This window comes from Brevundimonas sp. NPDC058933, assembly GCF_049315965.1.
In the GTDB taxonomy this organism is placed as follows: Bacteria; Pseudomonadota; Alphaproteobacteria; order Caulobacterales; family Caulobacteraceae; genus Brevundimonas.
Map to the genome: position 1 here is coordinate 1 of NZ_JBMOSL010000010.1, position 20,409 is coordinate 20,409.

Genomic DNA, 20,409 nt, shown 5'->3' on the forward strand with positions numbered 1-20,409 from the left:
CTTCACGCCCATCGCTGACCTCCGCCAAAGCGGAGACCTATGAATCACGCATCAGGCCGCCCGTGAATCCCTGAATGTCGATTGGACCTAGGCCTGATCGCGGGGTTACTGATAGGTTATATATTTACATTCAATGACTTACGTTCGCCGTCGTTGACGCGGTGATGCGGGCGGGCCTAGAGGGGTTGCATGGGGCACGATCACGCACACGACCATGACGACCATTCCCATGGGGGCCACGACCATTCGGGTCATGACCATGGCCACGGCCATTCCCACGGCATCGGCGGGCATCATCATGGGCCGGTGGATACGGGCGACTGGCGCTACGCCGTTGGCCTGATCGTCAACCTGGCCTTTGTGGTCTGCGAGTTCGGGGCCGGGATCTGGGCTGATTCAGCGGCGCTGATGGCCGATGCGGGCCACAACCTGTCCGACGTTCTGGGTCTGGCCATGGCCGGCGGCGCGGCCTGGCTGGCGCGGCGGGCGGCGGGACCCAAGCGGACCTACGGCTATGGCAAGGCGACGGTGCTGGCCGCGCTGGGCAACGCCCTGCTGCTGATTTTCGCCTGTGGTGCCATTGCGTTTGAGGCCGTGCGGCGGCTGGCTGAGCCTGCGCCCGTTCAGTCCAACGTCATCATGGTCGTGGCGGGCATCGGCTTCTTCATCAACCTGGGCACCGCCCTGCTGTTCATGAAGGACCAGCACAAGGACCTGAACGTGCGCGGGGCCTATCTGCACATGATGGCCGACGCCGCCGTGTCGCTGGGGGTGGTCGTCGCCGGAGCCGTGATCCTCTTGACCGGCTGGGCCGTGATCGACGCCCTCGTCAGCCTGGCCATCGTCGTCGTCATCATGCTGAGCACCTGGGGCCTGCTGAAGGATTCGGTCAACCTGGCGCTGGACGCCGCGCCGAACGGGGTCGAGGTGGCCGAGGTCCGCGAGGCCTTCCTGGCCCTGCCGGGCGTCAGCGCGGTGCATGACCTGCACATCTGGGGGCTGTCGACCACGGACACGGCCCTGACGGCGCATCTGGTGCATGACCGGCCCGACGCCGACGCCTTGCTGGGTGAGGCCCAGGCCGTGGCCCGCAGTCGGTTTGGCGTCAGCCACACGACCTTCCAGCTGGAAAGCGGCGTCCTGCCCGACTGCCCGGCCTGCTGAGCTCACGCTTTCCTCCCCATGTCATGGGGAGGTGGCGCGGCGGCGAAGCCGACGTGACGGAGGGGGCGACTCCCCGTCAGCCGTCTGCGCCGCCCCCTCCACCGCTACGCGGTCCCCCTCCCCATGGAATGGGGAGGAAAGCGCGGCGCCCTTTTCTTTCTTCTCTTGAAGCTCCATCTAGCCGCCCATGACCCAGAAGACTCCTGTCACCGTCCTCACCGGCTACCTCGGCGCCGGCAAGACCACCCTGTTGAACCGCATCCTCACCGAGGATCACGGCAAGCGCTACGCCGTCATCGTCAACGAGTTCGGGGAGATCGGCATCGACAACGACCTGGTGGTCGGCGCCGACGAGGACGTGTTCGAGATGAACAACGGCTGCGTCTGCTGCACGGTGCGCGGCGACCTGATCCGCGTCGTCTCGGGCCTGATGAAGCGCCAGCGCCCCGGCAAGCCCGCCTTTGACGCCATCATCGTCGAGACCACGGGTCTGGCCGATCCCGGCCCGGTGGCCCAGACCTTCTTCGTCGACGAGGAGGTCAAGGCCAAGACCCAGCTGGACAGCGTCACCGCCCTGGTCGACGCCAAGCATGTCATGGCGCGCCTGGACGATTCCAAGGAAGCGCGCGAGCAGGTGGCCTTTGCCGACCGCATCATCCTGAACAAGGTCGATCTGGCCTCCGAGGATGAACTGGCCGTGGTCGAGCGCCGCCTGCGCGCCCTGAACCCGCTGGCTCCGATCATTCGCGCCGAGCGCGCCAATGTGCCGCTGGATCAGATCCTGGGCCTGCACGGCTTTGATCTGGAGCGGATCGTCGAGGTCCGCCCCGACTTCGTGAACCCGCCCCACGGCGCCGAGGGCCACGTCCACGACGCCGACTGCGGGCACGGGCATGACCATGGTCACGACCACGTTCATGACGAGCACTGCGGCCATGACCACGATCACGCTCATGGGCACGACCATCACGACCACGGCCCGCGCGGCCACGCCCACAACGACGACATCAAGGGCATCTCGCTGACGCTGGACCGGCCGCTGAACGGCGCCAAGTTCACCGCCTGGCTGGACAAGCTGCTGGGCGAGCAGGGCCAGAACATCCTGCGCGCCAAGGGCATCATCGACGTGGACGGCGAGGACCGCCGTCTGGTCTTCCAGGCCGTGCACATGATCCTGGAAGGCGACCTGCAGAAGCCCTGGGGCGATAAGGAACGCCGCTGGAGCCGCGCCGTCTTCATCGGCCGCGACCTGAACGAAGCTGAACTGAAGGCCGGGTTCGAGGCCTGCGCGGCATGAACCCGCCCCCGCGCGCGCGGGTCGAGGCCAAGGTCATCTACGGCACGCCCGAGTTCGAGATCGTCAAGGGCGGCGACCATGTGGTCTGCGCCGTCTCGGGCGCGGTCATCCCGCTGGACATGCTCAACTACTGGAGCGTGGAGTTGCAGGAGGCCTACGCCTCGGGCGCGCTGATGACCCAGCGCTGGGTCGAGACGCACAAGTAAGCGGCCGACCCTCTCCCGGCGGGAGAGGGCTTGAGCGCACGGCGGCGCAGCGATTGGCGAAGGCGAAAGGGTGAGGGGCTAAGGCCTCCGTCGGCGTAAGCCGGCGCGCCACGGCCTTCGGCCGACGTTCGTCCGCGACCCTCACCCTTTCGGCTGGCGGATCGCCTTCGGCTCTCCGAGCCTCAAGCCCTCTCCCAATGGGAGAGGGTATCCAGCCAATCCGTCATCACCTTCGCCAGCGACTGTGGCTGTTCCAGCGGGATCATGTGGCCGCTGTCGGGGATGTGAACCAGGGTCGAGCCCGGAATCCCGCGATGCAGTTCCTCGGCCTCGTCCGGCCCGCGCAGGCGATCGGCGTCGGCGGCGATGATCAGCGTCGGCTGAGTAATCTCGGCCAGCCGGTCCAGGTCGCCGGCGCGGGCCATGGCCGACTGGCGATGGAAGACTTCGCCGCCCAGCCGCAAGCCCATGTCGCGGACGCGCGCGATCATGGCCTCATCGGTCGCCAGATCGGGATGCAGGGACGAGACGATGGCCGGGCGGCTCAGGCCCTTGAAGGCCTTCGGCGCGGCCTTCAGAGCCGAGCGGCGCTGGCGGATCAACTCCTCGGTGTCGCCGCGGGCCGAGGTGGCGATCAGGATCAGGGCGCTGACCCGCTCCGGCGCGATCCGCGCCAGTTCGCGCGCCACATAGCCGCCCATGGAAAAGCCGACGGCGACGAAGGTGTCGGGCGCGTCGCCGAGGAGGGCGGCGGCCATGCTCTCTATGTCCTCGCCCCGGCTCAGGTCGGTGGCGACCAGCGGCCCGAACGGGGTCAGGTCGGCGGTCATGGCGTCCCACAGGGTCGCGTCGGCCATGAAGCCGGGAATGAGCAGCAGGGTCATGGGCGTCTCTATAGGCCCGGCGGGCGACAGACGCGACGGAGGAGGCTATGAGGCGCGTCTGACCTTTTTCTCTGCCTGCGAGCCGACATGACGACCTTCTCCTTCGACGCCCAGGTCACCGCCGCCCTGTTCGACAAGACGGGCGCGATCTTCGCCCTGGGCGACGGCTCGGTGCGGTTCGAGAACGGCGCCCGCAGCGAGGTCCATGACGGCGCCATCCTGTGCGCCTGCGTCCACCCCTCGGGCGAGGGCGTCGTCACTGGCGGCGACGACGGCAAGGTGGTGTGGAGCCGCGAGGGCGAGGCGGTGCTGCTGGCCACCGCCAAGGGGCAATGGATCGACTCCATCGCCGCCTCGCCGGCCTCCGGCCTGATCGCCTTTTCGGCGGGGCGCACCCTGTCGGTGATCGACGTGAAGGACGTGAGCTTCCGCCGGGATTTCCAGCATGAACGCACCGTCTCGGGCGTGGCCTTTGATCCCAAGGGACGGCGCATCGCCACCGCCACCTATGGCGGGGCGGCCCTGTGGTACGCCCGCATCGAGCAACAGCAGCCGGTCAAGCTGGCCTGGGCCGGGTCGCACCTGGCGGTGGCCTTCTCGCCCGACGGCGCCTTCGTCGTCACCTCGATGCAGGACGCGCAACTGCACGGCTGGCGGCTGAAGGATCAGAAGAACATGCGGATGGGCGGCTATCCGACCAAGGTGAAGAGCTTCGCCTTCATGGCCAAGGGTCAGTTGCTGGCGACCTCGGGCGCGCAGGGCGTGGTGTTGTGGCCCTTCATCGGCGCCAATGGCCCCATGGGGCGCGAGGCGACCGAGATCGGCTTTGACGAGACGACCCTGATCGCCCACGTCGCCGCCGCCGAACAGCATGGGCGGCTGGCCGCAGGTCTGGAAGACGGCCGCGTCTGGTGGGCCGATCCGGCCGGGCAGGGGCTGGCCTTCATCAAGGAGGACAAGGGCGCGCCCATCGTCGCCCTGGCCATGAGCGCGGGTTCGGCCCGCATCGCCTGGGCCGACGAGAACGGCCAGGCCGGCGTGGTCTCGCTGTAATCTCGCTTGCGCTGACGCTTGAGCCCGGCAGGATGACGGCATGACCCGTGCGAAGACCCGCAAGCGGCGCCCGCTGCTGACCCTGCTGCTGATCCTGGCCCTGATCCCGATTGGCGGGGTGGTGCTGCATCGCTTCGTGCCGCCGTTGTTCACCATCCTGATGGTCCAGCAGGCGGCGGCGGGCCAGGGCCTGGACTATCGCTGGCGGTCGCTGGACCATATCTCGCCGCGTCTGGTCGAGGCGGTGATCGCCGCCGAGGACGCCCGCTTCTGTCAGCACCACGGCTTTGACGTCGAGGCTATCCAGAAGGCGATGGCGGCTAATGAACGGGCCGAGCAGCGCGGCTCGGACAAGCGGCGCGGCGCCTCGACCATCAGCCAGCAGACCGCCAAGAACGTCTTCCTCTGGCCCAGCCGCGACTGGGTCCGCAAGGGCCTGGAGGTCGGCTACACCGGCCTGATCGAGGTCGTTTGGGGCAAGCGGCGGATCATGGAGATGTATCTGAACGTCGCCGAGTGGGCCCCGGGCGTCTATGGCGCCGAGGCCGCCTCGCGTCACTGGTTCAACAAGAGCGCCGACAATCTGACGGCGCGCGAGGCCGCGCGCCTGGCCGCCATCCTGCCCAGCCCGCGCCGCTATCGGGCCGCCGACCCCGGCCCCTATGTCCGCCGCCGCGCCAGCCGCATCCAGGCCGCCATGGGCACGGTGCGCGAGCAGGGGCTCGACGCCTGCGTCGACCGCTAAGGCGGCGTTAACCGTCGCCATAGGGCCAAGCCTTAACCGAACCGCGTCACCTTCGGTCAGAGTGCGGGTCTGCGCCCGTGGACGAATTCTGGGGTTGGAACGGTGAAGCACGGGGCGATAGGCGGACTGGACCGATGGGCGCGCGCGGCGCGGCGTTTTGCAGCGCGCTTCGCCAGAGGCAGGCGCGGCAACGTCGCGATGATGTTCGCCCTGGCCCTGCCGGCCCTGGTGATGGTTTCGCTGGGAGCCATCGACATCCACCAGGCCTCCAAGGTGAAGGCCAACCTGCAGGACGCGCTGGACGCCGCCGCCCTGGCCGCCGCCCGCTCCAAATACACCGATGATGCCAACCTGGACCGCATCGGCCTGGCGGCGCTGAAGGCCAACATGCCCGCCTATTTCAAACCGGACTCGGGCGACACGGCCAGCTTCAAGCTCGACGGCAACAGAATTGTCGCCGACGCCCGTGTGAACGTGAAGGTCATCGTCGCCAACATCGTCCTGCCGCCCTACGGCAAGATCCTGGACGACTACCTGCCGGTCGGCAGCCATTCCGAAGTTCTGCGCGCCTCGCGCGACGTCGAAGTCGCCATGGCGCTGGACATCACCGGTTCGATGAAGGGCCAGCCGCTTATCGACCTCAAAGCGGCGGCGACTGAGCTTATCGGCATCGTCGTGCAGGACCAGCAGACGCCCTTCTATTCCAAGGTCGCCTTGGTCCCCTACGCCGTCGGCGTGAACCTGGGAGGCTATGCGGCCAGTGCGCGCGGGGCGATTCCAGGCCCGGTTTCAATTACCGACATCCAGTGGAAAACAGGCGTAGCCAAGAATATTTCAGGCATCACCAGGGCCAATCCGGCGGTCTTCTCGTCGAGCAATCACGGTTTCGCCAACGGCGACGTTGTCTGGATCAGCGGCATCAGAGGCATGACCCAGATGAACGGTCGCGCGCTGGAGATCGTCAACAAGCAGAACAATACGTTCCAGGTCCGCGTCCCCGGTCAGTCCTCCGCTATCAGCACCTCGTCCGGGTACAGCACCTACACATCGGGAGGGACCATACAAAAGTGCGTGCTTTCCGACTGCTCGGTCCGGGTGACGGCGAACAATCACGGCTATGCCAACAGCGCCTATGTCTGGATCGACAAGGTTGAGGGCATGACGGACGTAAACAAGCGAGCCTTCCCGGTCAGTCAGGCGACGACCAACACCTTTTCGATCGGGGTCATCGCCCCATCCTACAGCGCCTACTCCGGCAATGGCGGCGTCTGGTGCACCACGCAGGGCTGTCAGGCCTATCGCTTCGACAATGCTTCGGGCGGCAAGACAACCTATGAGGTCAGCACCTGCGTCAGTGAACGGACCGGGGGGCAGGCCTATACGGATGCGGCGCCCACGGCGAGTGCACGCGTGGGGCGCAGCTATACGGACCCGTCGGGCAACGCCTGTCCTGCTGCTGCGGTCACGCCCCTTTCCAGCACGCGAGGGACCTTGACCGATCAGATCGATCTTCTGGAGGACGGAGGATCGACCGCAGGTCAGATCGGTCTCGCATGGGCCTGGTACATGATTTCGCCGAACTTCAATTCGTTGTGGTCCGGCGACAGTCAGCCGGCGGCCTACGATCCTGCAAAGACGTTGAAAGTCGTGATCCTTATGACGGACGGCGAGTTCAACACGCCCTTCTGTCAGGACGTGATCGCTAAAAGCGCCACGACGGGCAGCGGCGGAGCGGCAAGCCACATCAACTGCAACGCTACGAATGGGAATGCCTTCGGGCAGTCGGTGAAGCTGTGTGACGCCATGAAGGACCAGCAGGTTGTCGTCTACACGGTTGGGTTCAACCTGGGCGCCAATCCCAGTACCGGCGGCATGGGCATTGATACCGCTATCGAAGTGCTGAGAGACTGCGCCACCAGCGAAAACACCCACTTCTTCAACGCCAACAGCGGCACGGACCTGAAGGAAGCCTTCAAGTCCATCGGTCGCGACATCACTCGGCTGCGCATCGCGCGCTGACGCGGGCGACAGGCGCGCAAACAAGAGGACCGGCGGATGGATCCGCCGGTCCTCTATTCGTTCGGGCGATGTCCTGATCGGCCTAGATCAGGCGGATCTCCTTGAGGCGTTCCATCAGGAAGTCCTCGGCCAGGATGGTCTTGCCGGCGTAACGGTCGGGGTTTTCCGGGGTGATGGTCGAGGGCAGGGTCTCGATCGGGAAGTCCGGGTTGAAGTGCAGGAAGAAGGGCGTCGAATAGCGGGCGAAGCCGCGACGCTCGGGCGCGGGATTGACCACACGGTGCGTCGTCGACGGCAGGACGTGGTTGGTCAGGCGTTGCAGCATGTCGCCGATGTTGACCACCAGGGCGCCGGGCGGGGGGGCGATGTCCAGCCATTCGCCGTCGGCGTCCTTGAGCTGCAGGCCGGCCTCTTCGGCGCCCAGCAGCAGGGTGATGACATTGATGTCCTCATGGGCGCCCGCACGCACGCCCGGGGCGTCGGCGGGAACCGGCGGATAGTGCAACATGCGCAGGACGCTGTTGCCCAGCTCGACCTTGTCCTCGAAATAGTCGTCGCCCAGCTTCATGTAGCGGGCGATGGCCTTGAGGATCTTGCGGCCCAGCTGATCCAGGGCGTCGAACATCCCATAGAGGTGAGACTGAAAGCCCTCGATCTCGGTCGGCCAGACGTTGTCGCGCATATACTGGCGATAGGGATGGCCTTCCGGCAGTTCGCGGCCGACGTGCCAGAACTCCTTCAGGTCCACGGCGGCGGCGCCCTTGGCGGCTTCGACGCCGAAGGGGGTCAGGCCCCGCGCGCCGCCGGTGCCGGCCTGATGGTACTGGCGCTTCACATCCTCGGGCAGGGCGAAGAAGGCCTTGGCGTCGGCGATGGCGGCGTCGATCGTCGGCTGGTCCAGGCCGTGGTCGGCGATGACGGCGAACCCGTAGCGCGAGAAGGAGGCGCCCAGGGCGTCGGCGAAGGCCTGGAAGTCGGCGTCATAACCCTGCATCGACACGGGGACGATGGCGCGGGTCCTGGTCCTGTCCTCGGCGGAGGAGGCGGCCAAGGCGGAAGGGGGCGGCGATGAACTCACGGGCGAATAAGGCCTCTGATTGGGTGATCTGACGGTCTCCATACGCCTTGCCGGAACAAATTGGCAGCCCGGCGCCCTTTCGGATTCTGCTGCAAATCTTTGACTCTCAAGCGTCGCTGTTGTGGTGTGGCGGTTCAGTCAGAGGGGAATGACAGATGGACACGCGATTGCAGCCTGACCCGCCGAAAGGCGAAGGGGATTGGGCCCTGCTCCAGACCCGGACCGATCGCAGCTTCTGGCAGCAGACCGTGAAGGCGGGAGAGGGGCGGTCGATTACCTGGTTCGTGATCGTTCGTCCGCCCGAACAGCTCGCCTATGATACCTTCGACGAGGCCGAAGCCATGTTCGAGGCCATGGAAGACGAATGACGGTTCCAGACAGGACAAAGGCCCCGCGAGCTGTCTCGCGAGGCCTTTGATGGTGGAGCTTAGCGGAGTCGAACCGCTGACCTCTTGCATGCCATGCAAGCGCTCTACCAGCTGAGCTAAAGCCCCAGGCCTTGCGGCGAGGATATATGTGCGCTCCGGCGCGCCGGAGCAGATAGGACGAAGGCCCCGCGGGATTTCCGCAGGGCCTTCGATGGTGGAGCTTAGCGGAGTCGAACCGCTGACCTCTTGCATGCCATGCAAGCGCTCTACCAGCTGAGCTAAAGCCCCGAACCTTTCGGTCGGTCTCGCCGGAGACCGAGGTGGGCTGCGGCGAGGGGCGGAAACTATGTCAGGGCTTTTGAGAGATCAAGCCAGTCTGACAACTTTTTTTCCGCTTATTTTTCCGAACCTTGGTGTCAGTCGTCGTCGCGCGAAGGCTTGACGATGTCGTCGTCGAGGCTGTCGTCGTCCTCGTCTTCGATGAAGGGCACCGAGTCATCATCGTCGTCGCCAAGGGCGTCCTCGTCGTCGCCGTCGGACGCGCCCATGCCGGCGTCGTCGGCGCTGGGTTCAGCATCGTCGTCGTCGTCAGGGGTCAGGATCGGCTCATGGCCTTCCTCGTCGATTTCTGGGGTCGAGGGTTCGGCTTCCTCGTCCTCGTCGTCGGCGTCCTTCGCCTTGTCGGCCACTTGATCCTCGGCCTCTTCGTCCGCGGCGAAGCCCGGGCCGGTGCGACCGCGAACGCGGCGGTTGCGCATGGCTTCTTCAAGCGGATCGAATTCGGCGTCGCACTTGGGGCAGTGCGCCGGGCGACGGTTCAGGTCGTAGAATTTGGCCTGGCAGTTCGGGCAGACCTGCTTTTGGCCCAGTTCGGGATTGGCCACGGCATTACCTTCGGCAGGAGTTGAATTTTGGAATTCGGCCGGCTCCCTTGCCACCCACGGGGGCCGCTGTCAAAAGCCTTCTTCTCCGCGTCAGCGCGGCGTTTCCTGAACAATCGGAGTTTTTGGCCAGGTGACTGCCCCTTCGACCCTTACTGCGCGTCCCGTTTCCGTTCCTTTGAAGGGCGCTGTGCGAGCCCCGGGCGACAAGTCCATGTCGCACCGCTCGCTCATCTTTGGCGGCATGGCCGAGGGCGTGACCGAGATCGAGGGCCTGCTGGAAGGCGACGACATCCTGGCCACGGCCCGCGCCGTCGAAGCCTTTGGCGCGACCGTCGAGACGTTGGGCGAGGGACGCTGGCGGGTGACGGGCCAGGGCGGTTTCAAGACGCCCGGCTCGGTCATCGATTGCGGCAACGCCGGCACCGGCGTGCGTCTGCTGATGGGGGCCGCCGCCGGCTATGACCTGAGCGCGACCTTCGACGGCGACGCCTCGCTGCGCAAGCGGCCGATGAAGCGCGTCACCGGGCCGCTGGCCGACATGGGCGCACGCCTCGACTGGAACGGCGCCGAGGATCGCGTGCCTTTGACTCTTCACGGCGGCGGTCTGAGCGGCATCGAGTATGTGCAGACGGTGGCCTCGGCCCAGATCAAGTCGGCCATCCTGCTGGCCGGTCTGAACGCGACGGGCGAGACGGTCGTGGTCGAACCGGAAAAGAGCCGCGACCACACCGAGCGAATGCTGCGCGCCTTTGGGGCGGTGGTGGACGTGACTGAAGACGGCGAGGGCTGGCGGATCCGCCTGAAGGGCGGGCAGAAGCTGACCGGAACCGCCGTGGCCGTGCCGGGCGATCCGTCGTCGGCGGCCTTCCCCCTGGCGGCGGCGCTGATCGTTCCGGGTTCGGAAGTGACGGTCGAGGGCGTCATGCTGAACCCGCAGCGCACCGGCCTGTTCGACACCTGGATCGAGATGGGCGCCGACCTGACCATCTCCAATCGCCGCATCAGCGGCGGCGAAGATGTAGGCGACATCACGGCCCGCTATTCGGCGCTGAAGGGCGTGACGGTGCCGGAAGGCCGCGCCGCCTCCATGATCGACGAGTATCCCATCCTGTCGGCGACCGCCGCCTATGCCGAGGGTCGCACCGTCATGCGCGGCATCGGGGAGATGCGGGTCAAGGAAAGCGACCGTATTGCGCTGATGGTGGCTGGCTTGACCGCCTGCGGCGTCGCGGTGGAGGAAGAGGCCGAGGGCTTCATCGTCACTGGTTCCGTGGGGGGTGGTCCCGTGAAGGGCGGCGCGACCGTCGCCACCGCCCACGATCACCGCATCGCCATGAGCCACCTGATCCTCGGTCTGGCTGCGGAGGCGCCCGTCTCGGTGCTGGACCCGGAAATGATCGCCACCAGCTTCCCCGGCTTTGTCGAGTTGATGAACGGGCTGGGCGCCAAGGTGGAATAGATGGGCTGGTGGCATCGACTGAGTGACAGGGATGATCGACGCCTTCATCAGTTGTCACTGGTTGCGGCCGTCCCGGGTTTCGTTCTGTTCACCTACTATTTTTACGCCATTCTCGTTGAGAAGCGGATTCCTCTCCGTCACCGCGACCTTCACCTATCTGAAGCTTCTCATGAACATCTGTGGGTCGCTGGGGCGATCATCCTACTGCCGGTGTTCATGTTTGGCGGTCACCGGCTGATTTTTGGGCGAGGCGATGCCCGACGATTGGATCGCTGGGTGACAAGGAACTTGGATAAGGCGCCGGTTGGTCATACGAGGACGCACATGAATGGCCTTCCTCTCGTTATCGCCGTCGACGGCCCGGCCGCATCGGGCAAGGGCACCATCGCCGCGCGTCTGGCGACCCACTACGGCCTGCCGCATCTGGACACGGGCCTGCTGTATCGCGCCGTGGGTCTGGCGGTTCTGGACGCGGGGCAGGATCTGGGCGACGCGGCTGCGGCCGAGGCGGCCGCCCTGTCGCTGGACCTCGCTGGCCTGTCGGACAACGCTCGCCTGACCGAGCGTGACGCGGGCGAGGCGGCCAGCCGGGTCGCCAGCCATCCGGGCGTGCGCGCGGCCTTGCTGACGCTGCAACAGGACTTCGCCGGCCAGCCCGGCGGCGCGGTTCTGGATGGCCGCGACATCGGCACGGTCATCGCCCCGGCCGCCGTCGCCAAGCTCTATGTCACCGCCACGCCCGAGGTTCGCGCCGAGCGGCGCTGGAAGCAGCTGACGGCGCGGGGCCAGGACATCGCCTTCGCCGACATGCTGGAGGATATCCGCCGTCGCGACGCGCGGGATTCGGGCCGGGATTCCGCCCCCATGGTCCAGGCCGACGACGCGGTCTTGCTGGACACGACCGATCTGGGTATAGAAGCGGCCTTCGATGCGGCCCGCCGTATCGTCGAGGCGGCGCGAGTCCGGGCCGGGGTCTAGAATTCCCTCAAGCAGCGATGCGGTAGGGAAGGCATAGAGACCCTGCTGGACAAATCCAACGCTCCTGACCTCGGCTTCCGCGGGCGCTCTGGCTTTATTTGTTTGCGCCTCTTGCGCCGGCCTCGCGTCCTGACGACCTGACTTTCCCTTTCCCTGACTTTCCACCCGTGCGGGACCACCCGGTCGCGCGCCCCAACCCCAGAGCTATATGACCGACACCCATAACCCCTCGCGTGACGATTTCGCCGCGCTGCTCGACGAACAACTGCAAGGTCGCGACCTTGGCGAAGGCCAGGTCGTTCACGGCCGCGTCGTCGGCATCGAGAAAGACATCATCATCATCGACGTCGGTCTGAAGACCGAAGGTCGTATCCCGGCCCGCGAATTCGGCATCGGCGAAGGCGCCGTCATCCCGAAGGTCGGCGACAACGTCGAAGTCTACCTCGAGCGCGTCGAGAACGCCCTGGGTGAAGCGGTCATCAGCCGCGACAAGGCCCGTCGCGAAGAAGCCTGGACCCGTCTGGAAGTCGTCTTCGCCGAAGGCCAGCCGGTCAACGGCGCCATCGTCGGTCGCGTCAAGGGCGGCTTCACCGTCGACCTGGGCGGCGCCTCGGCCTTCCTGCCCGGCAGCCAAGTCGACATCCGCCCGGTGCGCGACGTCGGCCCGCTGATGGGCAAGGAACAGCCCTTCGCCATCCTGAAAATGGACCGTCCGCGCGGCAACATCGTCGTCTCGCGTCGCGCCATCCTGGAAGAAGCCCGCGCCGAACAGCGCACGGAGCTGGTCGGCCAGCTGCAAGAGGGTGAAGTCCGCGAAGGCGTCGTCAAGAACATCACCGACTACGGCGCCTTCGTCGACCTGGGCGGCATCGACGGCCTGCTGCACGTCACCGACATGTCGTGGAAGCGCGTCTCGCATCCGTCGCAGGTCCTGGCCGTCGGCGACACCGTCAAGGTCCAGATCGTCAAGATCAACCCGGACACCCAGCGCATCTCGCTCGGCATGAAGCAGCTGCAGTCGGATCCGTGGGACGGCGTCGAAGCCAAGTACCCGGTCAACGCCAAGTACACGGGCCGCATCACGAACATCACCGACTACGGTGCGTTCGTTGAGCTGGAAGCCGGCGTCGAAGGCCTGGTCCACGTCTCGGAAATGTCCTGGACCAAGAAGAACGTCCACCCGGGCAAGATCGTCTCCACCTCGCAGGAAGTGGAAGTCATCGTCCTGGACGTCGACAGCGCCAAGCGCCGTATTTCGCTGGGCCTGAAGCAGGCTCAGAACAACCCCTGGGAAGCCTTCGTCGAGGCTCACCCGATCGGTTCGACCGTCGAAGGCGAAGTCAAGAACGCCACCGAGTTCGGCCTGTTCGTCGGCCTGGACAACGACATCGACGGCATGGTCCACCTGTCGGACCTGGACTGGAACGTGTCGGGCGAAGAAGCCATCCAGCGTTACCGCAAGGGTGAAACGATCAAGGCCAAGGTGCTGGACGTCGACATCGAGAAGGAACGCGTCTCGCTGGGCGTCAAGCAGCTCGGCGGCGACCCGATGGAAGGCGACGTCTACAAGCGCGGCCAGCAGATCACCGTCACCGTGACGTCGATCGAAACGGGCGGCATCGAAGTCAAGTTCGGTGAAGACGACGCGCCGGTCACGGCCTTCGTCCGCAAGTCGGACCTGTCGCGTGACCGCAACGAGCAACGTCCGGAACGCTTCGCCGTCGGCGATCGTATCGACGCCATGATCACGGGCATCGACAAGGCCACGCGCCGCGTCTCGGTGTCGGTCAAGGCGCTGGAAATGAAGGACGAGGCCGAGGCCATCGAACAGTTCGGTTCGTCGGACTCGGGCGCTTCGCTGGGAGACATCCTGGGCGCCGCGCTTCGCGAAAAGGCCGGTTCGAAGGACTAATCGTCCTCTTCGACCAGAAAATGGGGCGGCTGGAGCAATCCAGCCGCCTTTTTTCTTGCGCGACGGGCAAGAACCCGCGCCAATGGCGAGGCTACCCCTTGAGAATCGCTCTTAATCCGATGCGCCCTCTTTATTCCTGTGGCGTCAGACGGTTAGGGTGCGGGCCTGAGCGGAAGCGACTGCATCTGAAACAGCCACGGGCGGGGGCCTGAATGATCAAGTCTGAACTGATCGAGAAGCTGGCGGCCGAGAATATCCACCTGACCCACGCCGAGGTGGAGCGGGTCGTCAACGTCATCCTGGGTCAGATGACCGAGTCGCTGTCGGATGGCGGCCGGGTCGAACTGCGGGGCTTCGGCGCCTTTTCCGTGCGCAGCCGTCCGGCTCGCGTCGGTCGCAACCCGCGCACCGGCGACACGGTCGAGGTTCCGGCCAAGGCCGTCCCCTTCTTCAAGAGCGGCAAGGAACTGCGCGAGCGCCTGAACGCTTCTGGCGACGCCTGAACGAAAGACTGAGCTATGAGCCTTCTGACCGAGTTCCGTGAATTCGCCGCGCGCGGCAACGTCGTCGACCTGGCGGTCGGCGTCATCATCGGCGCCTCGTTCGGCAAGATCGTCACCAGTCTGGTCGATCAGGTTGTGATGCCGCCGATCGGGCTGCTGCTGGGCAGGGTGGACTTTTCCAAGCTGGAATGGGTCCTGGTGCCCGAGGACCCGGCCACCACGGCGGTCGAGAAGGTGGCGATCCAGTACGGCGCCTTCATCAACACCCTGATCCAGTTCCTGATCGTCGCCTTCGTCGTCTTCCTGGTGGTCAAGGCGATCAACAAGCTGCGCCGTGAACAGCCGACGGAAACCGCCCCCGCCGCGCCGACGCCGACAGAGGCGCTGCTGGCGGAAATCCGCGACGAGTTGAAAGCCCGCCCCTAGGATCATGCGCACGCTAGGTCGAAGCGCCGGCCTTTGACATGGTGGGGTCCTGCTTGTCGGAGAACCATTGCCGGCGTGCGCGCGGCGATCGGATGGGCAGCGGGCGAATGCAGAACGAATAGTCGCCGTCAAACGGTGTCGGGCGCCAGCCGTCGGCCGCGTCGACGTCAGGCGTGAAGATGACATGGCAATGGCCCCATCCGCCCTCCCGTCGCGCCCTGTGCGCCAGCGCGCCCAGGTCCTGCAGCACCACGTCGGTGACCATTGGCAGGCGCACCTTGGCGGCGCCGAGTGTCGGGGCGAGTTTCAGCAGGGCGGCGACCAGGGCCGGGATCGCCAGGCGATCACTATCCAGCGCCTCCAGGTCGAGAATCTCCAGCGTCGGCGGCTCGATGGAGTTGCCCTTGCCCAAAAGAGCGATCGCGTGACCGGTGATCTCATCGCCGAGACGGCGCACGAGGTGGAGTGGCCGTGACGTCAGGTCGGGATCCGCCAGTCGCCAGCGCAGCATGGCCGGACTGCGATCGGCCACCAGCCGCCCTTGTCGGCGCAGCGCCTGCCAGAAGCGATCATAGGGTGACTGGTCGGACAGATCCTGCAGTTCCGAAATCCCGTCCGGCAATCCCGCCGCGGCGACAGGACGGGGCGCGCGCCCGCGTGGCATCAACTGCTCGCCCAGCCAGCGAGCGGCGCGAGGCTCACGCGCAACCAGGGCTCGGAGGCCCCGGCTGTAGAGACAGGCGGCGGGATTGATGATCCATGACAGCTTGAGCGCATGGGTGGCGGGCGGCCAGGCGATCATTCCAAACCGCTTGTACAGGGGGCTGGAGCGGGCGTTGGCGTTCAGGGTGTACAGCGCGAAGCAGCCCGGTTGCCGCACGAAGGCGCCGATCAGGTCGCGGCTGCGGCCCTTCTGGTCGGGCGGCACGATGACGGAGAAACCTGTTGCTCCATAAAGGGCGCGATCTCCGATCCAGAAACGCTGGACAAAGTTGCCGAGGAAGGCGGCCGGGACGTCCGAGGCGTCCGGCACCACCCAGCCCGCCGGGGCGCCCAGATCGCGGCGCGCGGGGTTGTCGTCCAGCCAGCGCCAGCCCGCCGACGAACGTTCCGGCCACCACACTGCGCGGTGCAGGTCGTTAACAGCGGAGACGTCTGAGGGCCGAAATGGGCGGGTCATGACACAGCGTTATTCCGTTATGGTACAGCAACTGTCGATATGGCTTTGAGTTGCATCGGACGTGCCGCCCCGGCTCTTACACGCAAAGGTTGTGGCGCGAAGGCTGACAAATGCGTCATTGCGGTGACGGGTTGCGGGGTTAACGCTTGTTCGCGCGGTCCTGTCGTGCTGTTTCTCCGCCCTTGAAGCGCCAGTCAGGCGTAGCTTTTGGGAGAACGCCGTTGAGCACGACGGATGGGGGGGGCGCGCTGTCGGCGGCGCCTCGCAAGACGTTTCTGGGACACCCGCGGGGGCTGGTGGTCCTGTTCCTCACAGAGATGTGGGAACGCTTTTCCTACTATGGCATGCGGGCCCTGCTGGTCCTCTATCTGACCCAGCACTTCCTGTTCGGCCCGAAAGAGGCGCAAGGCATCTACGCCGCCTATGCGGCGCTGGTCTATCTGATGCCGGTCGTCGGCGGCATGATCGCCGACAAGTATCTGGGCTCGCGCAAGGCCGTCATCATCGGCGCCGTCCTGTTGGTCGCCGGCCACTTCACGATGGCGTTCGAGGGCAAGGGCGGTCGTGAAAACCTGACCATCGGCGCAACCACCTACGAGCTTCAGGTCGAAGGCCGCGATCAGAACCGCACCATCTTCGCCGTCAACGGCGACCAGCGGACCCAGATCACGATCTCGCCGGAAGGCATTTCGCGCGTCGGCGCTGAGCCGGCGGCTGCGATGGCGGCAGATGCCGCGGCGCCGGCCGTGGCGCCGGCGGCGGGCGGTTTCCCGGCCTTCACCGCTACGGATGGATACAGGCTGGAAACCGTGCGGGATCTCGGCTTTGGGGAGCCGGTTCTCTTCTTCGCCCTGTCGCTGATCATCGTCGGCGTCGGCTTCCTGAAGGCCAACATCTCGACGGTCGTCGGCGCTCTCTATGAAGAGAATGACCCCCGTCGCGACGGCGGTTTCACCATCTTCTACGTCGGCATCAACCTGGGTTCCGTGCTGGCTACTGCGGCCTGCTCCTATCTCGGCATCACGTATGGCTGGGCCTATGGCTTCGGCCTCGCCGGCATCGGCATGCTTCTGGGCCTGGTCACCTTCATTCTCGGTCAGAGCTGGCTGGAAGGTCGCGGCGGTCCGCCGCAGCCGGAAATGCTCAAGACCCGCAAGGTCTTCGGCCTGCCGTTCGAAGCCATCTTCTGGATCGGCGGCCTGGTCGCCGTCTTCCCGGTCTGGCTGCTGATGCAGCGTCACCATATCATCGAGACGGCTCTGCCCTGGCTGGCCGGCGTCATCTTCGCTTCCGTGGTGGGCTATGTGGTGCTGAAGCTGCGTGGCGCAGAACGCAGCCGCATGCTGGTCGCCCTGACGCTTATCTTCTTCTCGGTCCTGTTCTGGGCCCTGTTCGAACAGGCCGGTTCGTCGCTGACCCTGTTCGCGGACCAGTCGACGGCCATGCCGTCGTGGTTCAATGCCCCCATGACCCAGATGTTCAACCCGGGCATCATCGTCATCGGCGGTCCGATCATCGCCGCACTCTGGGTCTGGCTGGGCAAACGGAACATGGAGCCTTCGACCCCGGTCAAGTTCTCCTTCGCCCTGGTCCTGGTCGGCGCCGGCTTCCTGCTGCTGACCTGGGCCTCGGCCACGCAAGCTGGCGTGGACTTCCGCGTGCCGCTGCTCTTCCTCTTCCTGACCTATTTCCTGCACACCATGGGCGAGCTCTGCCTGTCGCCGGTGGGCCTGTCGATGATCACCAAGCTGTCGGTGGATCGCGTCGTCGGCCTGATGATGGGCGTCTGGTTCCTGTCCAGCTCGGTGGCCCACATCGCCGCCGGCTTCATCGCCCAGGCGACCTCGACCGATACGGTCGCGGGCGTGGTCACCAGCCCTGAACTGGCGTTGCAGACCTATGGTTCGATCTTTGGAACCATCGGCTGGACCGGCGTCGTGGTCGGCGTGGTGCTGCTGATCCTGTCGCCCCTCCTGAAGAAGGGCATGGCGGGCATCCACTGATCGCCTGACATCCTGATCGACAAGGGAACGGCGGCGTCTCGCATGAGGCGCCGCCCTTTTCATTTGGTCATGGGGCCTTCCTGCTTCCTCGGGGAGGCGGCGGAGGTCCTGGCCTTCCGCCCTAGAAGGTCTTGCGGACGCGGATCTGCCAGAAGGTGCGGGGATCGACGAACCGCTCCTCGACGAAAGCCACGGGCCGGGTCTCACGGTCGGCGAAGACGGTGCGGGTCACATCGAAGTCGTTCCAGATATTCACCTGGGTGCGGATCGACAGGGTCGGGGTCGGCTTGTACTCGGCCCACAGCTCGTAATAGTCGGTGCCGCGCCAGCCCGAAATCTGGTCCGGCTGATAGCCCTTCTGGCCCAGCAGGGGAATCCAGGCGCCGCCCCATTGCAGCTTCAGCCCCGTGATGTCCTGCTGGAAGGTGATGGTCGCCTGGGTGGCGCGAACGTCCGAGATCGGGCGCTTCTCACCTGTGGTCGGGTCGGTGACCTCGGTCTTGTTCCAGGTGTTGCGGAAACCGAACTTGCCGCCCGAGACGCCCAGCTTGTCGGTGGGGATGGTCACGTTCAGGGCCAGTTGGTCCAGGGTGCCGTCGCCGATATTGCCGACCGCCGACAGGCCGCCGTCCAGCGGGATCAGGTCGATGGCGTTGGTGATCTCGTCATGGCGCAGGCCCAGGCTGACGATGCCCTCGCCCCAGAAACGCTTCTCGAAGGTGGCTTCGCCGACCCAGCGTGATTCCGGCTCCAGGTTGACGTTGCCGCCGAAGACATTTTCGTCGGCGAACTCGGCCGAGGCGGCGAAGTCGCCGAAGTCCAGCTGGCCCACGGTGCGTTCAATGCGCAGCCGCACCTGGGTGTTGGCCATGGGGGTCCAGGTCGCCAGAACGCGCGGCTTGGCGAAGAAGAAGCTCTTTTCCTGCGAGGCGTCGCCGGACTGGCTGATGGTCGAGGATTCCAGCCGCAGACCGGTTTCCAGCGTCCACTTGGGGTTGATCCGCCAGGTCGCCTTGCCGAACAGCTCGCCACGCGTCTCCTCGACCTTGACTGAGGCCGAGGGCAGGGGGACGGCCACGCCGCCGACCGTATAGGCCTGTTCGACCTCCAGCATGTTGTAGGCGATCTCGCCGCCGGCCTCGAAGTCCATCGCGGACGAGCGCTCGTAGCGGACCAGACTGCGCAGGATGGTCTCCGACGACTCGCCTTCGCCGCTGAACAGCTGTTCGGGGCTATCGACCCCGGCCAGTCGGGTGCGCGAGGTCGAAACGCTTTCAAAGTCGCCGAACTCGTGGATGAAGCGGCTTTCCAGCTTCAGCTTCTCGGACAGGGGGCGGGTGAAGACCACGCCGAACTCGCCGCTGTGGCCGTCCTCGTCATAGAGGCTTTCGCGGCGGACGTCGGGGGCGGTCTGCAGGTTGATGTTGTGCCAGTCATTGAGGCCGTAACGGGCCGTCAGGTCGATCTTGCCGCCCATGAAGGGGTTGGAGAAGTTGCCCCGGATCGAAGTCCCGCCGCCGTAGCCGTCGTTGTAATACTGCTCGTTGCGCAGGACGTTTCCGTTGGCGTCGGTGCGAACCACGTAGCCGGCGCCGTTGGAGTCGCTGGACGAGATGCCGTCGCTCAGCGTCACGCCCCAGGTGCGCTCGCCCTCGCGTGCGGTGAACTGATAGGAGCCGCCGAACAGGTCCTGGCCGCCCTCGAACAGGCTGGCGTTGGCAGTCAGCACGTGCTCGCGGCTGGACGTGGTCTTCAGGATGACGTTGGCGACGACCGAATAGCCCTGCATGTCGATGCCGGGGGCGCCGCCGCGCACCAGTTCGATCCGCTCGACCTGCGTCGCCACGGTGCGGCCCAGGACGTTGGAGCCGGTGTCGTTCTTGGACGCCGGGCGCGAGCCGTTGATCAGGATGTTGCCGACCGCGCCTTCGAAACCGCGCGCGCCGTCGCCGTCGTTGACCGAGAAGCCCGGCACCCGGTTGACCATGTCCAGCGCCGTATTGGGGCGGGCGTCCTTGAAGAAGTCGGGGGCGAAGACCAGGACGCCCTGATCGCTGGCTTCGGCGGTCTGGGGCGCGCGCGCGGTGTCGGCGAAAGCCGGTGCGGCTGCGGCGAACGCCAGTGCGGCGGTGGTGGCCAGCAGAATGGTCTTGGTCATGACGTCGTCTCTCCCTCGGTCGTGGGGAGAGGTGTGACGGCGGCGACGCCCGGTCTCCAGTTACAAGCCTGACAGGTGGATTAAATCTCCGA

At 65.9% G+C, this 20,409-nt stretch carries 18 protein-coding genes and 2 tRNA genes; 13 read left to right on the plus strand and 7 right to left on the minus strand.

All coding sequences use genetic code 11. From position 1 onward, the window contains the following. The first annotated feature begins 189 nt into the window (after positions 1-189). The 3 genes from ACOZBP_RS14085 to ACOZBP_RS14095 all read left to right on the plus strand — a co-directional run bounded on the left by ACOZBP_RS14085 (position 190) and on the right by ACOZBP_RS14095 (position 2,667). On the plus strand, positions 190-1,164 hold the full coding sequence (locus ACOZBP_RS14085) for a cation diffusion facilitator family transporter (protein WP_422676949.1): 975 nt from the start codon (positions 190-192) through the stop codon (positions 1,162-1,164). Between the two features lie 187 nt (positions 1,165-1,351). Then, positions 1,352-2,461: a CobW family GTP-binding protein gene (locus ACOZBP_RS14090; protein ID WP_422676950.1), complete on the plus strand. Its 1,110-nt coding sequence runs from the start codon at positions 1,352-1,354 to the stop codon at positions 2,459-2,461. Beyond that, positions 2,458-2,667, plus strand: a complete 210-nt coding sequence (locus tag ACOZBP_RS14095; RefSeq protein WP_178824386.1) for a DUF2093 domain-containing protein — start codon at positions 2,458-2,460, stop codon at positions 2,665-2,667. Before ACOZBP_RS14090 ends, ACOZBP_RS14095 begins: the two co-directional genes overlap by 4 nt. A gap of 182 nt (positions 2,668-2,849) precedes the next feature. On the opposite strand, the gene ACOZBP_RS14100 is transcribed toward ACOZBP_RS14095, so the two are convergent. Continuing rightward, a complete protein-coding gene (locus ACOZBP_RS14100) occupies positions 2,850-3,551 on the minus strand; it encodes an alpha/beta fold hydrolase (RefSeq protein ID WP_422676951.1) in 702 nt (233 codons plus the stop codon). Positions 3,552-3,638: 87 nt separating this feature from the next. On the opposite strand from ACOZBP_RS14100, the gene ACOZBP_RS14105 reads away from it, so the two are divergent. From ACOZBP_RS14105 to ACOZBP_RS14115, 3 genes are all read left to right on the plus strand, one after another. Beyond that, positions 3,639-4,604 carry a WD40 repeat domain-containing protein gene (locus ACOZBP_RS14105; RefSeq protein ID WP_422676952.1) on the plus strand — a complete coding sequence of 322 codons (966 nt, stop codon included), beginning with the start codon at positions 3,639-3,641 and terminating at the stop codon, positions 4,602-4,604. 40 nt (positions 4,605-4,644) lie between these two features. Beyond that, positions 4,645-5,349: a monofunctional biosynthetic peptidoglycan transglycosylase gene (gene mtgA, locus ACOZBP_RS14110; RefSeq protein WP_422676953.1), complete on the plus strand. Its 705-nt coding sequence runs from the start codon at positions 4,645-4,647 to the stop codon at positions 5,347-5,349. Positions 5,350-5,547: 198 nt separating this feature from the next. Then, the gene (locus ACOZBP_RS14115; RefSeq protein ID WP_422676954.1) at positions 5,548-7,368 is read left to right on the plus strand and encodes a ubiquitin-activating E1 FCCH domain-containing protein; all 1,821 of its coding nucleotides are present in this window, start codon (positions 5,548-5,550) and stop codon (positions 7,366-7,368) included. Between the two features lie 82 nt (positions 7,369-7,450). Here ACOZBP_RS14115 and ACOZBP_RS14120 read toward each other — a convergent pair whose 3' ends face one another. Further along, positions 7,451-8,362, minus strand: a complete 912-nt coding sequence (locus ACOZBP_RS14120; RefSeq protein WP_422677055.1) for an isopenicillin N synthase family dioxygenase — start codon at positions 8,360-8,362, stop codon at positions 7,451-7,453. A gap of 239 nt (positions 8,363-8,601) precedes the next feature. Between ACOZBP_RS14120 and ACOZBP_RS14125 the strand changes: the two genes are divergently transcribed. Next, the gene (locus ACOZBP_RS14125) at positions 8,602-8,814 is read left to right on the plus strand and encodes a hypothetical protein (RefSeq protein ID WP_422676955.1); all 213 of its coding nucleotides are present in this window, start codon (positions 8,602-8,604) and stop codon (positions 8,812-8,814) included. A 50-nt stretch (positions 8,815-8,864) separates the two neighbouring features. On the opposite strand, the gene ACOZBP_RS14130 is transcribed toward ACOZBP_RS14125, so the two are convergent. The 3 genes from ACOZBP_RS14130 to ACOZBP_RS14140 all read right to left on the minus strand — a co-directional run bounded on the left by ACOZBP_RS14130 (position 8,865) and on the right by ACOZBP_RS14140 (position 9,698). Continuing rightward, positions 8,865-8,940: transfer RNA gene (locus ACOZBP_RS14130), tRNA-Ala, on the minus strand. A gap of 86 nt (positions 8,941-9,026) precedes the next feature. After that, a tRNA-Ala gene (locus ACOZBP_RS14135) sits at positions 9,027-9,102 on the minus strand. Positions 9,103-9,230: 128 nt separating this feature from the next. Then, complete coding sequence (locus ACOZBP_RS14140) at positions 9,231-9,698, minus strand: TIGR02300 family protein (RefSeq protein ID WP_422676956.1); 468 nt, start codon at positions 9,696-9,698, stop codon at positions 9,231-9,233. A 175-nt stretch (positions 9,699-9,873) separates the two neighbouring features. Between ACOZBP_RS14140 and aroA the strand changes: the two genes are divergently transcribed. From aroA to mscL, 5 genes are all read left to right on the plus strand, one after another. After that, positions 9,874-11,157, plus strand: coding sequence for a 3-phosphoshikimate 1-carboxyvinyltransferase (aroA, locus tag ACOZBP_RS14145; protein WP_422677056.1), 1,284 nt, complete (start codon positions 9,874-9,876; stop codon positions 11,155-11,157). A 324-nt stretch (positions 11,158-11,481) separates the two neighbouring features. Beyond that, positions 11,482-12,135, plus strand: coding sequence for a (d)CMP kinase (cmk, locus tag ACOZBP_RS14150; RefSeq protein WP_422676957.1), 654 nt, complete (start codon positions 11,482-11,484; stop codon positions 12,133-12,135). A gap of 208 nt (positions 12,136-12,343) precedes the next feature. Next, the gene (gene rpsA, locus ACOZBP_RS14155; RefSeq protein ID WP_422676958.1) at positions 12,344-14,047 is read left to right on the plus strand and encodes a 30S ribosomal protein S1; all 1,704 of its coding nucleotides are present in this window, start codon (positions 12,344-12,346) and stop codon (positions 14,045-14,047) included. Between the two features lie 212 nt (positions 14,048-14,259). Beyond that, positions 14,260-14,550, plus strand: a complete 291-nt coding sequence (locus tag ACOZBP_RS14160) for an integration host factor subunit beta (protein WP_292034669.1) — start codon at positions 14,260-14,262, stop codon at positions 14,548-14,550. Between the two features lie 15 nt (positions 14,551-14,565). Next, a complete protein-coding gene (mscL, locus tag ACOZBP_RS14165; protein WP_422676959.1) occupies positions 14,566-14,976 on the plus strand; it encodes a large-conductance mechanosensitive channel protein MscL in 411 nt (136 codons plus the stop codon). Between the two features lie 13 nt (positions 14,977-14,989). Here mscL and ACOZBP_RS14170 read toward each other — a convergent pair whose 3' ends face one another. Then, positions 14,990-16,156, minus strand: coding sequence for an N-acetyltransferase (locus ACOZBP_RS14170; RefSeq protein ID WP_422676960.1), 1,167 nt, complete (start codon positions 16,154-16,156; stop codon positions 14,990-14,992). Between the two features lie 221 nt (positions 16,157-16,377). Here ACOZBP_RS14170 and ACOZBP_RS14175 point away from each other — a divergent pair, with 221 nt between their 5' ends. After that, complete coding sequence (locus ACOZBP_RS14175; RefSeq protein WP_422676961.1) at positions 16,378-18,159, plus strand: peptide MFS transporter; 1,782 nt, start codon at positions 16,378-16,380, stop codon at positions 18,157-18,159. Between the two features lie 121 nt (positions 18,160-18,280). Here ACOZBP_RS14175 and ACOZBP_RS14180 read toward each other — a convergent pair whose 3' ends face one another. After that, on the minus strand, positions 18,281-20,317 hold the full coding sequence (locus tag ACOZBP_RS14180) for a TonB-dependent receptor plug domain-containing protein (protein ID WP_422676962.1): 2,037 nt from the start codon (positions 20,315-20,317) through the stop codon (positions 18,281-18,283). Between the last annotated feature and the right edge of the window lie 92 nt (positions 20,318-20,409).

Coding starts and splice junctions, on each gene's coding strand:
- ACOZBP_RS14085 (WP_422676949.1), top strand. CDS start 190: ATGGGGCACGATCACGCACACGACCATGACGACCATTCCCATGGGGGC.
- ACOZBP_RS14170 (WP_422676960.1), bottom strand. CDS start 16,156: ATGACCCGCCCATTTCGGCCCTCAGACGTCTCCGCTGTTAACGACCTG.
- mscL (WP_422676959.1), top strand. CDS start 14,566: ATGAGCCTTCTGACCGAGTTCCGTGAATTCGCCGCGCGCGGCAACGTC.
- ACOZBP_RS14125 (WP_422676955.1), top strand. CDS start 8,602: ATGGACACGCGATTGCAGCCTGACCCGCCGAAAGGCGAAGGGGATTGG.
- ACOZBP_RS14100 (WP_422676951.1), bottom strand. CDS start 3,551: ATGACCCTGCTGCTCATTCCCGGCTTCATGGCCGACGCGACCCTGTGG.
- ACOZBP_RS14160 (WP_292034669.1), top strand. CDS start 14,260: ATGATCAAGTCTGAACTGATCGAGAAGCTGGCGGCCGAGAATATCCAC.
- ACOZBP_RS14090 (WP_422676950.1), top strand. CDS start 1,352: ATGACCCAGAAGACTCCTGTCACCGTCCTCACCGGCTACCTCGGCGCC.
- cmk (WP_422676957.1), top strand. CDS start 11,482: ATGAATGGCCTTCCTCTCGTTATCGCCGTCGACGGCCCGGCCGCATCG.
- ACOZBP_RS14120 (WP_422677055.1), bottom strand. CDS start 8,362: ATGCAGGGTTATGACGCCGACTTCCAGGCCTTCGCCGACGCCCTGGGC.
- rpsA (WP_422676958.1), top strand. CDS start 12,344: ATGACCGACACCCATAACCCCTCGCGTGACGATTTCGCCGCGCTGCTC.
- ACOZBP_RS14115 (WP_422676954.1), top strand. CDS start 5,548: ATGATGTTCGCCCTGGCCCTGCCGGCCCTGGTGATGGTTTCGCTGGGA.
- ACOZBP_RS14180 (WP_422676962.1), bottom strand. CDS start 20,317: ATGACCAAGACCATTCTGCTGGCCACCACCGCCGCACTGGCGTTCGCC.
- ACOZBP_RS14095 (WP_178824386.1), top strand. CDS start 2,458: ATGAACCCGCCCCCGCGCGCGCGGGTCGAGGCCAAGGTCATCTACGGC.
- mtgA (WP_422676953.1), top strand. CDS start 4,645: ATGACCCGTGCGAAGACCCGCAAGCGGCGCCCGCTGCTGACCCTGCTG.
- ACOZBP_RS14105 (WP_422676952.1), top strand. CDS start 3,639: ATGACGACCTTCTCCTTCGACGCCCAGGTCACCGCCGCCCTGTTCGAC.